At 42.2% G+C, this 15,579-nt stretch carries 13 protein-coding genes and 1 pseudogene; 3 read left to right on the top strand and 11 right to left on the bottom strand.

Features of this window, described 5'->3' with window-relative positions; translation table 11 throughout:
- Nucleotides 1-39: 39 nt before the first annotated feature.
- From V7K69_RS31170 to V7K69_RS31180, 3 genes and pseudogenes are all read right to left on the bottom strand, one after another.
- Nucleotides 40-1,488 (bottom strand): catalase, encoded by a 1,449-nt coding sequence (locus V7K69_RS31170; RefSeq protein ID WP_335041857.1) that lies wholly within the window; start codon nucleotides 1,486-1,488, stop codon nucleotides 40-42.
- 149 nt (nucleotides 1,489-1,637) lie between these two features.
- Nucleotides 1,638-2,843 carry a zinc-dependent alcohol dehydrogenase gene (locus V7K69_RS31175; protein WP_335041859.1) on the bottom strand — a complete coding sequence of 402 codons (1,206 nt, stop codon included), beginning with the start codon at nucleotides 2,841-2,843 and terminating at the stop codon, nucleotides 1,638-1,640.
- Nucleotides 2,844-2,911: 68 nt separating this feature from the next.
- Nucleotides 2,912-3,046 (bottom strand): annotated as a pseudogene (locus tag V7K69_RS31180) (SRPBCC family protein); the annotation flags it as partial.
- A 257-nt stretch (nucleotides 3,047-3,303) separates the two neighbouring features.
- On the opposite strand from V7K69_RS31180, the gene V7K69_RS31185 reads away from it, so the two are divergent.
- Nucleotides 3,304-3,747 carry a DnaB-like helicase C-terminal domain-containing protein gene (locus V7K69_RS31185; protein WP_335041861.1) on the top strand — a complete coding sequence of 148 codons (444 nt, stop codon included), beginning with the start codon at nucleotides 3,304-3,306 and terminating at the stop codon, nucleotides 3,745-3,747.
- Nucleotides 3,748-3,762: 15 nt separating this feature from the next.
- On the opposite strand, the gene V7K69_RS31190 is transcribed toward V7K69_RS31185, so the two are convergent.
- Entirely contained in the window at nucleotides 3,763-4,167 is a 405-nt protein-coding gene (locus tag V7K69_RS31190) for a hypothetical protein (RefSeq protein ID WP_335041864.1), read from the bottom strand.
- Nucleotides 4,168-4,218: 51 nt separating this feature from the next.
- On the opposite strand from V7K69_RS31190, the gene V7K69_RS31195 reads away from it, so the two are divergent.
- Together V7K69_RS31195 and V7K69_RS31200 are read left to right on the top strand one after the other, a co-directional pair.
- Nucleotides 4,219-4,437: a hypothetical protein gene (locus V7K69_RS31195; protein WP_335041866.1), complete on the top strand. Its 219-nt coding sequence runs from the start codon at nucleotides 4,219-4,221 to the stop codon at nucleotides 4,435-4,437.
- A gap of 39 nt (nucleotides 4,438-4,476) precedes the next feature.
- Nucleotides 4,477-4,644 (top strand): hypothetical protein, encoded by a 168-nt coding sequence (locus tag V7K69_RS31200; protein WP_335041868.1) that lies wholly within the window; start codon nucleotides 4,477-4,479, stop codon nucleotides 4,642-4,644.
- Here the strand turns inward: V7K69_RS31200 and V7K69_RS31205 are convergent.
- From V7K69_RS31205 to V7K69_RS31235, 7 genes are all read right to left on the bottom strand, one after another.
- Nucleotides 4,632-4,997, bottom strand: coding sequence for a type II toxin-antitoxin system RelE family toxin (locus V7K69_RS31205; RefSeq protein ID WP_179073170.1), 366 nt, complete (start codon nucleotides 4,995-4,997; stop codon nucleotides 4,632-4,634). The two genes, V7K69_RS31200 and V7K69_RS31205, sit on opposite strands and share 13 nt — an antisense overlap.
- Nucleotides 4,987-5,226, bottom strand: a complete 240-nt coding sequence (locus tag V7K69_RS31210) for a type II toxin-antitoxin system RelN family antitoxin (protein ID WP_335041871.1) — start codon at nucleotides 5,224-5,226, stop codon at nucleotides 4,987-4,989. The genes V7K69_RS31205 and V7K69_RS31210 overlap by 11 nt, the downstream gene beginning before the upstream one ends.
- A 222-nt stretch (nucleotides 5,227-5,448) precedes the next feature.
- Nucleotides 5,449-5,661, bottom strand: a complete 213-nt coding sequence (locus V7K69_RS31215; RefSeq protein ID WP_335041873.1) for a hypothetical protein — start codon at nucleotides 5,659-5,661, stop codon at nucleotides 5,449-5,451.
- Nucleotides 5,662-5,838: 177 nt separating this feature from the next.
- Nucleotides 5,839-8,628: a HEAT repeat domain-containing protein gene (locus V7K69_RS31220; RefSeq protein WP_335041875.1), complete on the bottom strand. Its 2,790-nt coding sequence runs from the start codon at nucleotides 8,626-8,628 to the stop codon at nucleotides 5,839-5,841.
- 72 nt (nucleotides 8,629-8,700) lie between these two features.
- The gene (locus V7K69_RS31225) at nucleotides 8,701-9,156 is read right to left on the bottom strand and encodes a hypothetical protein (RefSeq protein WP_335041877.1); all 456 of its coding nucleotides are present in this window, start codon (nucleotides 9,154-9,156) and stop codon (nucleotides 8,701-8,703) included.
- A gap of 384 nt (nucleotides 9,157-9,540) precedes the next feature.
- Nucleotides 9,541-12,585, bottom strand: coding sequence for a hybrid sensor histidine kinase/response regulator (locus tag V7K69_RS31230; protein ID WP_335041879.1), 3,045 nt, complete (start codon nucleotides 12,583-12,585; stop codon nucleotides 9,541-9,543).
- A 126-nt stretch (nucleotides 12,586-12,711) separates the two neighbouring features.
- Nucleotides 12,712-15,534 (bottom strand): methyl-accepting chemotaxis protein, encoded by a 2,823-nt coding sequence (locus V7K69_RS31235; protein WP_335041881.1) that lies wholly within the window; start codon nucleotides 15,532-15,534, stop codon nucleotides 12,712-12,714.
- Nucleotides 15,535-15,579: the final 45 nt, after the last annotated feature.

Here is a 15,579-nt window from a genome sequence, read left to right on the forward strand (position 1 = left end):
AACTATTTTTTCTCGAAGATCTACAGAGTATGACTTCATTTAAAAGTATTTATATTTTAATCTAGTGTACCTTACAACAGACGGAAGTGCTGTATGTTCTTTCTCTGGCATAGAAAGACTATTCCAGAACAAAGTTGCTTGAGTAAAATGGTCTTTAAAACTAGGGTTGCGTTCGCGAATCTTGTGTCCTTCTACACGTTCTGGATAATGTACGAAACCTTCGCTTGGGGAAGGTGCAGGCAGTCCGCCGCCCAGAGAATTGGGATAGTAGTTGACGCGGCTGGTGGGAATCTGCATCTGCATTCTCCCGTCGCGTTGATTGTTGTGGAACGGACACAGGGATTTATTGATTGGTAACTCTGTAAAATTAGGACTACCCAAGCGATGAAGTTGGGTGTCGTGATAAGACATCAATCGACCTTGCAATAGGGGATCGTCGCTGAAGTCAATACCTGGGACTACATTGCTCGGTTGGAAAGCGACTTGTTCAGTTTCGGCAAAGAAATTATCGGGATTGCGGTTGAGAACCATTTTCCCAATCGGACGCACAGATACGAGTTCTTCTGGGATGAGTTTAGTTGGGTCGAGAATATCGAAGTCGAATTTGAACTCGTCTTCTTCAGGAATAATTTGCACACCTAGTTCGTATTCTGGAAAATCACCCATCTCGATCGCTGACCACAAATCCCGGCGATTAAAATCTGGGTCTTTGCCTCCAATCTTTTGGGTTTCGTCAAATGCCATTGAATGCACACCCAGCAATGGTTTCCAGTGGAATTTCACAAAATGAGATTTTCCTTGCTCGTTGACAAATCGGAAAGTGTGAATGCCAAAACCTTGCATCATCCGAAAGCTGCGAGGTAGAGCGCGATCGCTCAATACCCACATAATCATGTGCATAGCTTCGGAAGTCAGAGAGATAAAATCCCAAAAATTATCATGGGCTGCCGCAGCTTGAGGCATTTCATTGTGCGGTTCTGGTTTAATCGCGTGAACTAGATCGGGAAACTTAATCGCGTCTTGAATAAAGAAAACGGGAATATTGTTGCCGACTAGATCGTAGTTGCCATCTTCTGTGTAGAACTTAACAGCAAAGCCGCGCACGTCACGGACAGTATCAGCCGAACCACGAAAGCCAACAACTGTGGAAAAACGCACGAATACAGGCGTTTTTACTGACGGGTCTTGTAAGAATTTTGCTTTTGTATACTTCGCCAATGACTCGTAGGGCTGGAAATATCCATGCGCTCCAGAGCCTCGTGCATGAACCACGCGCTCTGGTATTCTTTCCCGGTCAAAATGGGTCAGCTTTTCTTGAAAATGGAAATCATCACGGAGTGAAGGCCCCCGCGATCCCACTTTTAGCGAGTTATCGGTATCGCTAACTTTTACGCCTTGATTTGTCGTGAGAATTTCGCCCGCCTCTTCTCGATATGATGCGAGGTCTTCATTTTTGGTATTTTCGTTGACCTGGTTCTGTTCAGACATGAGATATTATTTACTTTGTAGTGGTGATTTTTACTGAAAAACGAAGTATTATTTTTAGCTAAAATGCTTATGGCAGCACATTTGCTAATTCCTCATGGTGAGCAATCACATCAAAACTCAAAGGTAGCCTCAGAGCCTTTCTGCCGGTTTTATGCAGCCTGACCTGGTTTGAGGACAATCTTGATGCAATTGTCTTTCTTATCTTTGAAAATTTCGTAGCCGTGGGGAGCTTGCTCTAGCGGCAGACGGTGGGTAATAACGAACGATGGGTCAATATCACCGTTTTGAACGCGATCAAGTAGCCTTTCTAAATACCGATGTACGTGCGTCTGTCCTGTTTTCATGGTTAAGCCTTTGTTCATAAAAGCACCCATCGGCATCTTGTCTACAAAGCCCGTGTAAACACCGGGAACCGACACTGTGCCGCCTTTACGACAGGCAACGATCGCTTGACGCAATACATTGGGGCGATCGGTTTCCAGTCGCACTGCTTGCATCGCCTTGTCATAGAAGCCTTCCAAGCCCATACCGTGAGCTTCCATTCCTACCGCATCCATGACGGAATCGGGCCCCATTCCCCCAGTCATTTCTTTGAGGGCTTCACCCACCTCGATTTCTTCATAGTTCAAAATTTCTGCTCCGCCATCTTTTGCCATCTGGAGCCGTTCGGGAACGCGATCGATGGCAATGACACGCCCAGCACCCAGCATGAAGGCACTTCTAATGGCAAATTGCCCAACTGGGCCACAACCCCAAATTGCCACCGTATCCCCTGGTTGGATGTCACAATTTTCGGCTGCCATATAACCGGTAGGGAAAATATCAGTAAAAAACAGGACTTGTTCATCTGCCAGTCCATCGGGAATCTTGAATAACCCAACATCAGCAAAGGGAACGCGGGCATATTCCGCTTGACCTCCTGCGTAACCTCCCGTCAAATGGGAGTAACCGAAAAGACCTGATGGGGAATGACCCATCATTTTTTCTGCCATCCAAGCATTCGGGTTGGAGTTATCGCACAGCGACCATAAATCCCGATTGCAGAAGAAACAAGAGCCGCAGGAAATCGTGAAGGGGACAACAACGCGATCGCCGATGGCAAGGGCTTTGCCTTTGTTATGGATATTTCCATTTTTAAAAGCACTGCCTAGTTCAACGATCTCTCCCATGAATTCATGTCCCAAGATGTCGCCTGGTTTCATGGCAGGGTTGTAGCCGTTATACAAATGTAAATCAGAACCACAGATCGCCGTTGATGTGATTTTCACGATCGCATCACGCGGATTAATGATTTTAGGATCGGGTACGGTTTCAACCTCAACCTTGTTTGTACCTTGCCAACAAACTGCTTTCATTGCTTGAGTTTCCTAAAGTTAAGTTGTTCGTCAAATGTGAAATCTATTTACGAAGTTGGGTTAAATATTTATCCTTTCCCCTTTGGTTGACCTTCTGTTGTCGCAATCTCGCCCGTTTCCATCAGCATTTTGAAGCGGTGTAAATCATCTCCTAGCTGTTGTTCTAAGTTTGAATAAACTGCTGCACCTATGGATTTACTTGGTGTAGTTAAGCCTGGGTTATGACATTTAACATTTATTAACGATGCTATTTCATCTTAGGAAGACACTTGATGAATCACCTCTAGCGTGAGAGTATTTGTAGCGATCGCCTATCTCTGTTCAAGGGTTGATTGCGTATTAGGCCTAGTTATGTTTTATTTTGGTTGTATCTTGCGATTGTGCTTCTTTCTTTTGACTGTCTCCTCAAACCAATCGGAATACACTCGACCGATGCGATCGCTCAAGGAGTGCATCTGCTGTGCGCCGTGCAATTGCCGAATTTGGTGGTTCTATTAGTGCTGTGTTTATTGATTACTTGCAGCAGATTCCTCTGGAGTCAGGTGGGAACATGGCCTTTGAAGCCGGCAAGATTACCCGTCAGATTCGGGATATTGCTAAGTCTCACAAAATCCCTGTTTTCTTGGGCTGTCAAATCAATCGGGGAAATCAAACAACGGCTGATAAACGCCCCAATCGTCATTTACTTCGCAACTCTGGTGAAATCTTTGAGGTTTGTGACCAGTTAATCATGCTTTACCGGGATGCTGTCTACACAAAAGACCCAAGCGATGCCTTCGGCAACTCGAAGCGAGAACGCACTATCGAGTTGATTGTTGAGAAAAACCGCCTTTACGGTAAGCTGGGCACTGCAACAATGTTGTGCGATTTATCGACCTCAAAATTTTTGAACTTGGCCAGGTGAACGCGATGGAGTTAATTAATTGGGTGTACTGCTGCCACCATTCCGGTCACGCAGATACTCCCAAATTCTGCGGATTTCTTCTTGAAAAGCTTGACGGTCGCGCTCTGCTTGAAGCAAGGAAGCAAACAAAACTTCTCGATCGCGGTCAGCTTGAAGTTCAACTTCCCTTATGACTTGGTGGTCGCGTTCAGCATCTCTTTGAGCAGCGCGTAATCCTTCTTGATGGAGGCGTGCAATGTCAGCCAGTTCTCTAATGGTACGCTCTAACCTTGCAATCGTTTGGGAATTTCCCCGTGTTTCTCGCCTGTTAGCATTTTGTACTGTCCTTAGCAAATCCAGTTCGTCACCTATCTCTTCTAGACGAATATCAATATTATCAAACCTTGCACTTATATCTTCCGGTGGAAAAGCGTTTGTCATAATCCCTCCTTTCTCTTTCTATTCTCGCAGAAACTCACAACTACAGACTTTATGAGTACAACTATCCAACAACTCTTCCATAAATGGGCAACTTCTGCCCCTGATGAATGTTTATCAACTGAGCGGGATTACAAGTTCAAACTCCGAATTTTACCAGATGTTGAAAAATCCGGCGATCGCAGCATTAGACGCATACATTCAATTACTGGAGTTTTACATAATTTGCAAAGGGGTTTTGATAACGCAGAGATTAAAAACCTAATTGAATAATTTTCAGAAGGCTGTGAAATATTGCCCATATCGCTATAAATGGTTCAATATGCAGCAAAATTGCACGTAGGCGTAGCCAGCACTTCTCTACCAGAAGCTCCGCGTAGCTTGCTTCCACGAAGCGGTACGGCAAGCTCAGTGTCCATCGTAGACATCGCTATTTGCTATCCTAAAAGACAGCAAATAGCGATCGCCTATTCTTCTTGATGTTGCTGCTTAAAGTCAGTTAATATTTGTTGAATTTCTTCTGCTGAGATGTCTTCTTGTTCAGATTTTGAGTATATGGTTACTAAAATAATATTTGTATCTGTTTTTAAATAATAAATTACTCGATACCCACCACTTTTACCTTTTTGAACATCACTATTTTTGACCCGTAGCTTAAAAATTGTATATCCAACTCCGGGTATTTTGTCTCCTGGTAATTCTCCTGATTGCAGTTGTTCTATTATTGGTTGAATATCATTACTAATATTTCGGTACTTTTTGGCTAAGATACGCAGATTACGTTTAAATTTAGCAGTGGCTTCGACTTGAATCAAAGGTGGTTCACTCTGCATCAATACCTTCCCACAGTTGAGATACAGGTACAGTATTTCTAGTCATCGCATCGTACCAACCTTGACGGAAACTTTCACCGGCAGACTCAATAAGTTCATCATCCTCTTCATTCTCTTCCGTGATTAAGACAATGACTCGGACGCGACTGTGTTTTGCTATAGTCAACGGCTTGTCTAAAGAAATTTGACCCAATTCGTTCACGGTTCCCTTGACTTCAATTGCTTTCATTATCGTGAATCTGAGTTGTGCTGTTAATAGTATAAGACTTGTATATATAAGTTTTACTTAATCTGTGGTAACGATCGCATAAACGTTTGCCACAAATAGATAAACCCTGGTAACAAAACAACTTCATTGATAAGCTTTGCTTAAGCGTTGTTAACGATCGCATAAGCGTTGTCACAAATAGATAAGCGTTCTTAACGAAACAACTTAATTGATAAGTTTTATTTAAGCGTTGTGAACGAAGACATAAGTTTTGTCACAAAAACACAAGCATTCTGGACAAAACAACTTGTGTTCTGGACGAACGGACAAGTTTTCTGTAACAACGGACAAGCGTTCTGGACGAAACAACTTGTGTTCTGGATGAACGGATAAGTTTTCTGTAACAACGGATAAGCGTTCTGGACGAAACAACTTGTGTTGTGAACGAACGGACAAGTTTTCTGTAACAAGGGATAAGCATTCTGAACCAAACAACTTGTGTTGTGAACGATCGCACAAGTTGTGGTGACGAAAACAACTTTATTTTTAACGTCCGCTTCTGTTTTGGTAACAAATTGACAAGCTGTTGTTACCACGAGAACTTGATTTGTAGCGTTGCTGCTGCAAAAATACTCAAATTATTCTTGTGAAGAGGATTTTCTTTAAGCTTCGCATTGTGCGAGTAGCAGTATTATGATGATACCAAGCTTGATAGAAATCGGGGTAAAGCATATTCTGAGTGCATTCCCAGGCTAAATCGTAGTACTCACCATACAATCGCCAATAACCACTTAAAGTTTTGATTACTGCAAACTGATGGTTATTGTCTCGTATAATTTGCTCTAAGATAAATGCTGTCTGCCTACGGGTCTTTTTATTTACATTATTTGATTCTAGTAGTTGCACCAAAATGGCGATCGCTTTTTCATTGCCAGGATCGATTTGCCCTAAGATAAATGCTGCCAGCCTACGGGTGTAGCCAGACACCTGATTTGATTGCAGCAGTTGCATCAAAGCGGTGATCGCAATTTCATTGCCAGGGTCAATTTGCATTAAGCTCAATGCTGCTAGCCTAGGGATGTCCTTATCCAACTGATCTGATTGTAGTAGTTGCACTAAAACAGCGATCGCAATTTCATTGCCAGGGTCAATTTGAACTAATCTATAGGCTACGTAAAAAGAAATTCTTTCATCCACCTTATTGGATTGCATCAGTTCCACCAAGACGGCAATCGCATTTTCATTGCCAGGGTCGATTTGCCCTAAGCTATAGGCTACCAGTACCAGCCCAAGGGTGTCGTAAGCCAGATGATTTGATTGCAACACTTCCAATAAGGCTTTGATTGCAAATTCATTGCCTATGGCGATTTTCCCTAAGCTTTCTGCTGCCTCATGACTGATGCCGCTACCCCTCCGATTTGGTTCTAGCAGTTTCACTAAGGCTTTGATTGCAAATTCATTGCCTATGGCGATTTTCCCTAAGCTTTCTGCTGCCTGACGACGGATGTAGTTACCCCGCCGAGATTGCAGCAGTTCCACCAAGATGGCGATCGCAATTTCATTGCCAGGGTCAATTTGCCCTAAGCTATAGGCTACCAGCCAACCTGTGTGGTCATCCAGATTATTTGATTGCAGCAGTTCCATTAAGGCTTTGATTGCAAATTCATTGCCTATGGCGATTTTCCCTAAACTTTCTGCTGCCTGATTACCGATGCTGCCACCCCCCAGATTTGGTTGCAGCAGTTCCACTAAGGTGGCGATCGCATTTTCATTGCCTGTAGCGATTTGCCCTAAGCTTTCTGCTGCCTGACTACGGATGCTGCTACCCCCCTGATTTGATAGTAGCAGTTCCACCAAGGTGGCAATCGCTTTTGCGCGGTCTGTTTGTTGCAGTGCCAACCTAGCTCCCTTAAATTTCCACTTGACAATTTGCGCTATTATTTCATCTGCTCTGGAACAGTCTCTAAACTCAGCAATGCCTGCGGCAGCTAAAAAGTAGGCTCGATATTCATAAAAACCTTTGCCTATAAATCCCATAAATTTGCCGCATCCATCTTGAAAGTTGACCAAAGCATCGATAAACTCTTGCTTCTGCTGCTTTAATTCTGCTTCTGGTCGTCCTAACCACAGCAATATAGTTTGCTTCCATTGCGGTTCAAAGATGCGGTAAGTTCCTTGACGGGGATTTTTGGGAACATGATTGAGAAAGAAATGCCAGTCATCAATTGCTTTAGCAGCAAAGTACTCTTGAAATGAGGCATGAAAGAAAGCGTAAACAGGTTTTTTATTTGTATCTGTACCTACCTGATTCAGCCAGCCACGATTTAGTGCCAATTTCAGCAGCGAATTTTTATCATCAGCATCCCCCAAAAACTGACCAACAAAATCCTGCCGCAAGCGAAAACGGGTTGCTTCTTTGTCTATGGCTTCTTTAGCTAATTCCCCCAATTTGACATTGAGTTGCTGAAGCTGGTCAAAGTTTATAGTAATTTCCTCTTTTTTCCACTTGTAGAAGTCATCAACAAATTGCTGATAGAGTCCCGCTTGAGTATCCGGTAATTTACCATCTCCTGATTGCCAATTCAAGCACAGCAGCGTCAACCGCAGAGGATTTTTCACTAAATCTTGAATCCGTTCTTTACCTGATTCTTTCAAGGCAGTGCATAACTGCTTCCCAGTTTCAGGAATGGCAATGAACCATTTGTGAATAAATCTCTCTACCTGTTCTGGATAAGAAAAATCTAAACTGCGATAGGTATCAAAATCATCAAGTGCATTACTGCTGCCATCCCACAGATTAACCCGACAAGTCAGCACAATTCGCGCTTTAGAAATTAATCCTGCTTCACGGAATTGTCGTGCAATTTCTGCGAGAGGATTACCTGAAGATGCGGACATCTCATCTAACCCATCTAGCAGCAGCCAGACATTATTTTGATTAAACAGAGCTACAAAATCATCCTTCAGTTGCTTAGTGGCTTCAGCTTTATCTATTTTCTCAGCTACTTGAGTTAACCAATTCTCCAACAGATAAGCTTTTAGTTCTTTACCTCGCAAATCTGCTAAAGACACCCAAATGACAATTGACTGGTGAATCTCACGAGATACCCAATCAGCAATCTGCTGTAATAATGTTGTTTTTCCCGCGCCTGGTTCGCCAATAATTGCAATCCGCTTACCTTGACTTTTAGGCGTGTTTTTCTGTTTGAGAACTTCATCTAGAAAAACATCATGCTCAAATGTTTTGGTGATTTCTGTCTCTTTGTACAGTTCAGACCCTTGTTCTGGAGAAATATCACCTTGACGCTTGGATGGTTTTTTGCGCTCAATTAATCCCAATGGTACGTAAACATCATCAACTTGCAGCGCTACCCCTTCAGTCGATGTCAGAGGATTTGTAGTCAGCTTTCGCCGTTCTGGCAATAGTTCACGGCAGATTTTACGCCAGTCATCGGGAGTTAACTTTGTCCCATCCTCCCCTTGGGACGGTTGTAGTCATTGAAACGTGACTGGGCCGCTAAATTGATTGCCTTGGAAGAGATTCTTAATCTCATCTGCTAACTTTGCATTGTTGACAACTGATGGGTGCGAGTTGATTTGTTCTAATAATTTTACTAATTTTTTAATTTCCTTAGCACTCTCAGACTCGTCATTGTTGACTGCTGCTTCCACTTCCACGACAGCTTGAGCAATTTCTGGGTCTTGTTCTGCTGCTGCTTTGAGTTCCAGCACTGCTTGACTATAATCTAAACGCTGCGGTTCATTTCCTTCTACAGCACTGGTGAGCAATGGTGCTTGATGCTTCTGGCGGAGCTTGTCTATTAACTTGCTACTTAACGTCCATGTAGCATCACCAATCTTCTCGCCCGTTTTCTCAAGGGATTTAGTCAAAAGTGTAGAAACGATGGTAGCGATCGCAGTAGCAACAGCCGTTAGTGTCACAGGTTCCATAAATTCACCACAAATAAATTAATGTAGAAATTACTCCAAGCTTCACGTATAGTATTTCGCAGAAGCTTTGCAATTATTGCCAGCATAACTCAATATATCCTGCAAATCAACAGTATTTATCCAGTCTATTTTTTTGTTTTTAGGAAATAGTTAATTGCGAAAATTATGCTTATTGCGTAAATATTTAAATTTTCATAGTGAGCAAACAGAAATATCTGTTTAGATTACTCTCTCCACTGCGTTTCGCTCAGAATGACATTTATACTTTTGTAAAAGGTCTATTCTTTATTGATTTAGTTTAACGAACTGCAAAGGATAGGTAGATGTTGCCTCTCCTTTGCGTGAGTTTTTCACATAGTGAATCAAGAACACAAAACTCTGATTTTAATTAGACGCTGCCTTCTCTGCAACAGTACGAATCATTTCCTCCAGCGTTTGCAATAACTCTTGCTCGTTATAAGGTTTAGAAAAGTAAGCCCTAGCACCCAATTGCATCGCCAATTGCCGATGTTTGTTACTACTACGAGAAGTCAGCATCGCAACTGGAATATTTTTTGTATCAACGTCTGAATTTACTTTACCTAAAAAGCCATAACCATCTAAACGAGGCATTTCGATATCACAAATTACCGCCTCAACTCTCAATCCACTATGGAGTTTTTCTAAAGCATCTTGACCATCTTTTGCTTGCTCTACTTGATACCCGCCTTTTTCTAGAGTCAGAGCTAAGAAGCGGCGAACATTAATTGAATCATCTACAATTAAAATTGTGCCTTTCTGCTTAACAGATGCTGCTGATATTTTGTTTTCATCAAATATCAAGAACGGTGTTTTTAACCTTGCTGATGGTAATTGAATACCTTTAGTAGTCCGGCGATTTGTAGCAATCCAATACAGCAATTCATTAACATTAACGAGTGGCACTACTCGACCATCACCGAGAATTGTGCAGTTGCTGAAGCCTTCCGGTAAAGGTATATTTCCCTCAACTTGGCGAATAGCAACTTCTTGTTCACCCCAGCAACGGTCTATTTGAATTGCTACTGGCTGATTATTTCCTTTGACTACTAATACACTGTTAGCATTAATTGCTGCCGGAGTCTCTAATTCTGAAGTATCATAGCGCAGACAATTAAACTCTAAATAAGGAGTTAGGCGAATCAGTGGCAGCATGGTTCCTTGCCAATTTAGAACTTCGCTACCTGCCATTTGGAAAACTCGCTCTTGTTGGAGTAAGAATATTTCTGAAATGACATCTGTAGGAAATGCCAACAGCATTTTGTTGATTTCTACCAGCAGAACTCGCGCAACGGAAAGTGTAAATGGTACTGATAAAGTGAAAGTAGTACCAACTCCTGGTTCTGTATCAACTTTCACATCTCCTCGAATCAGTTTGAGATTGTTACGAACTACATCCATGCCGACACCTCGACCAGATAATGCTGTAACTTGCTCGGAGGTGGTAAAACCTGGTTCAAAAATTAGTGATAATAGTTCTTCATCACTAGCATTAGCGAGTAGAGAAGCATCCAATCCCATCGCTAAAGCGCGGGTGCGAATTTTCTCTAAAGAAATTCCCCAACCATCATCTCGGATAGTAATCAGAGTGCGATTACTGCGGTGACTAGCTGTAATTTCAATCAATCCTTGTTCTGGTTTACCTAAAAGGCGACGAGTGCCAGAGTCTTCAATCCCATGATCGAAAGCATTCCTTAAGAGGTGCATTAAAGGTTCGTTTAATGTTTCTAAAATGCTACGTTCAATTAAAGTATTGCCACCTTCAATTTTTAACTGAACATTTTTCCCATACTCTACATTTAAATCGCGCAAGGCTCTAGGAAAACGTTCGGTCAAATCAGACAGTGGCCGCATTCGGATGTGATTTAACTTTGTCTGTAACTGTTTGGATGTTTTGTTGATTTTACGAGCGATTTGGTCTGTATCATCTACACTAAGTTGCACATCAGTTGTAACTTCCTGTACCTGAACAATGGTTTCCATAACTTCCTGCGATCGCAGGTTTAAATCGTTATAGCGATCCATTTCTAAAGCATCAAATTCTCTGTCTGTGCCTTGTGTTTGCTGGCCATTTTCAGCTTGTACCCGTAACCCAGCAGCTTGAGTAGAAATTTTGTCATAAGCTATACGCAAATCTTGGTTTTCTCGGTCGAGAACTTGTACTCGCTGGTTCAGGTTCCGAACGAGTTTGCGTAATCTTTCTAGTTGCGAGTTTAAGCCATTTCGCTGAACAATCAGTTCGCCAAATAAATCATTAATTTGCTCTAGTTGTTTACTGGGGACGCGAACGCTATTTTCATGAATTTCCCGGTCTTTAACAACGCCATTTGACTCTCCTTTTCCTTCGCTAGATTTAGCATCAGCAGGATTATTTTCTCTAGCAAATATGGGATTTTGTTCTGTAACATTGATAGAGTTAACATCATCTGCAAATTCTGCATCTACAAATGTAAAATTAGCAGCGATACCTGCGCCAGGGTGCGCCAACGCTTCATCATTAGTCCAATTTTCTCTAGTATTTTCTGGCTGCCAAACTGGTGTTGGCACTGCTTCTGGCAGGGCAATATCTATCTCTGCAATGGGAAGCTGTGGGATTACTTCTGCTGCTGGTAATAATAGCGTTGATTGCGTAGAACTAGCAAAATCAAGTTCTGTAGGTAAGTTATCTAGTTGATTTGTCAGCACCAAAGCTTGCGATCGCCGCCATGCTTGCAATGCTAATTGGGCAATTTCGGGAATGCGCGAACTGCTAACCGTTTCCAATTGCTGCGTTACTGACTCACAAAGCTTGGTAAAAGCTGCTAACTGGAGCATTTCACCCAAACCGCCCAATTCTGTTGCCATGATCACAATTTCTTCATGCAAACCAGGCTGTTCGCTATCTGCCAATATAGATTCCAAACGCTGTAAACACTCTTCTACTTCTGTAGCAAATAGCAAGGGGATAACATCTTGCCCATCCTCTGGCGATAGCATAGATGAGGCATCCTCCGGGGTGGGGTCGCCTAAGCGATCGTGCAACTCATCAAAAACCGGGTAACAAAAGGTTGCCAACCACGCATCTTCAACAACATTTCCTTCTGCCAGCAATTCGACAATCTGACGCAGCCAATCAACTCCAGATAGCAATAAACTTTGCAACTGAGTGTCAATTTCTAGAGAATTTTTTTTCGTTTTTAAAACTTTAAAGGAATCTTCCAAACGATGGGATAAATGACTTAGCGATTTAAATCCCATCATCCCCGCGCCACCTTTAATGGAATGAGCAGCCCGGAGTGCCGCATTAATTTTCTCTAAATCAATGCGGTTAGTAGTATCAATTTCTAGCAATACCCCTTCTAAGGTATTTAAGTAATCAGTTGCTTCTTCCAGAAACTGCATCTGGATTTCTAATTCTTTGTCTTGTAACATGGTTTTTGTCCTTAGTTATTGGTCATTGGTCATTAGTCATTGGTCATTAGTCATTGGTCATTAGTCATTAGTAAAAGGACAAATGACAACGGACAAATGACAACGGACAAATGACAAATGACAAAATTAACTAACTTTGAAAGCCTCAACAGTCTCTTGTAACTGTTGAGAAATCTCCACCGTTTGTTGTAGAGATTCGGAAACTTGACGAGAAGAATCGCTGGTACGTTGTGATATAGCAGCAATATCTTTCATCAATTGGCTAACACTTTGTGATGTTTCAACTTGAGATGCAGTTGCAGTAGAAATCGACTGTACTAAGGAGTCAATTTGACGCGATACATCCAAAATTTCACTCAGGCTTTGTTTCGCCTCCTCCACAATTAGAGTCCCTTCTACCACTTGGGTAGTGCCTATTTCCATCGCCTGAACCACTTCACTGGTTTCTCGTTGAATATTTTCAACAATTTGTTCAATTTCTTGAGTTGCTGCGGCACTCCTGACTGCTAATTCACCGACTTCTTCAGCAACTACGGCAAAACCTTGACCTTCTTCACCTGCACGCGCTGCTTCAATGCCGGCGTTAATGGCTAGTAAGTTAGTTTGAATGGCGATTTGGTTAATCAAGGAAACTACACGGGAAATTTGTTGCGAAGATTCTCCCAAACGTTTCACTTTCTTAGCAGTTTCACCCACAGTTTCCCGCAAAGACAGGATATTTTGTACTGTCAAATCCATCGCGTGTCCACTCTTGGTAGCAGTGTTAGCGGCATGATTGGCAACGAAAGCAGCTTTTTCGGCGCTTTCGGCTACAGCTTTCATGGATTGGGTCATTTGGTCAACAGCATCTAGGGTGCGGTTGATTTCGGCAGCTTGCGTAAGTGCTTCTTCTGCTAAATGGCGCATTGCTCCTTCGTTAGAGCCAATGGCAGTATTAACGTGGGTGGCAGCTTTTTGAACTTGGGTAACAATATCGCGGAGACTTTCGACAATTGAGTTGAAAAAGTCGGCAACAGTACCGATTTCTCCAGCTGTTACGTCTGCACGTACTGTTAAGTCGCCTCTGGCTGCACCTTCTACGTCATTGAGTAGTTCTAAAAGTTGTTGTTGCAGTGTTTCTTTTTGATGCCGTTCATCGTCAGAATCGGTGACTCCAATATTCCTAACTTGTTCTATCTCCTCTAATAACTTGGCTTGTTCTAAGGCATAGCCGACTTGAGTTGCTATCTGTTGAAACAAGTCAATTTCCGGCTGTTGCCAAACACGGACAGTTTCGCAATGATGAGCAATTAATAAGCCTAAAAGTTTTTCTTGAGCAAGAATTGGTACAACCAAATTACCTTTGACGGCAAATTTTTCTAATAGTTGAATGTAACTGTTGGCATTTTTCAGACTTTGGTCTTGATGAATATCTGCAACTGCTTGCACCTGTCCATCGCGCTCGGTTTCTATATAACGTTCCCGAAAATAAGGATCGTCGATTTTCACTCCGAGCATTTCCGGCCAATTACCAGTTACTGATTCTGCAACAACAACGCCATCCCGATTATCTGGATTCAGGCTATAAATTATTACTCGGTCTGTTTTTAGCACTTGCTGAACTTCTTTCACTGCTGCGTGATAGATATTTTCAGTTTTCAGACTTCTCCGAATTTGTAGAGTAATATCTGCTAGTAATTTTGCCCCTTCAACGTCTACTTCCTGTTCTTTAACTAACACCTGCAATTGTTCGGCCATCAGGTTGATATTTGCACTCAATACCCCTAATTCGTCTTCTCTTTCGATTTCCACACGGGTATTGAATTTACCTTGACCAAGCTTTGCTAATGCCGCAGTTGCAGTCAGAATTGGCAGTGTAGTAAGTTTAGCTAACCAAGATGCGATCGCACCTACAATCAATGCTGTCAGTGCTGTACCGACGGCTATAGTCCACAACAATTGTCTTTGCGGCTCAAATACAGTTGCAGTGTCTGTGGACAAAAGCACTTGCCAGTTTAAATCAGGTAAGCCATCTAGTCTAGTGGCTGGTACGTAGCTGACTAATTTTTGTTTTTTGTCAGTTTTGGAAACATCTGTAAAACTATCTGCCTTGTTTGCTGTCAGCAGTTTGGGTAAATTAGCATATTCTCCCTTTGCCTCTTTCCCCAATAATCCCTTTTGGGGACTCAAGAAAACCGTTCCTGAAGCATCAAGCAACTGATATTGTTGTCCATTGGCTACGTAGTTTTTGATAACTTCTTCTAAGGATGTTACAGGCAGCCGCGCTCTTACCACACCAACTGTTTGGCCCGTCCTTTTCTCTTTCACGGGTGCAGCTATATAAATACTCACTACACCAGTATTCTTTACTGCTTCCGGTTTACTGATGATAGGAGTATCTTTTTGTAAAGTGTCTTGAAAGTAAGTAAGGTCTTTTTGATTGTCTAAGGGTTCGCCTGTGGATTGGACAATCAAGTTACCTTGACGATCAAAAACAGCCACGCTGTCATAAGCTTTGTAAGCTTCGACAATTCGATCTAAAACTGCTTGCTTTTGTGAATTGCTGGTACTACCTTGGGAACTTGTCAAAAAAGGCAAACTTGATATTACCTGAATATCTCCGTAGCGTCCCAACATGAAGCGGTTAATTTTATCACTTAAACCAGTGGCTTCAGCTTGTTGAGATTGAGTAATTTGCTTAGTAATGGACTTGTTGGCAAAAGTAAAAGCGATCGCACCAATGCTCAATACTGGTATTGTACCGATTGCGATCGCTAAAATAGTCGCCTTCTTAGCCAATCCGAGTTTTGTAAAAAAGGCAAAAGCCTGATTCAGCGAAGAATCATTAGCAGTTTTGCTAGTATTCTTATTTGGTAGCTTTATGACACCACTAGTTATTTTTTGGGATGAAATTAGCGATGCTCTATTTTGAGCGCTGCTACCTTGATTTGTGTTGGTTTTATTAAACATAAAAATAGTTCTCCTAACTATGTGAATAAGAACACTAAAAGCCTT

Origin of the sequence: Nostoc sp. (genome assembly GCF_036917775.1) — a bacterium.
GTDB lineage: Bacteria > Cyanobacteriota > Cyanobacteriia > Cyanobacteriales > Nostocaceae > Nostoc.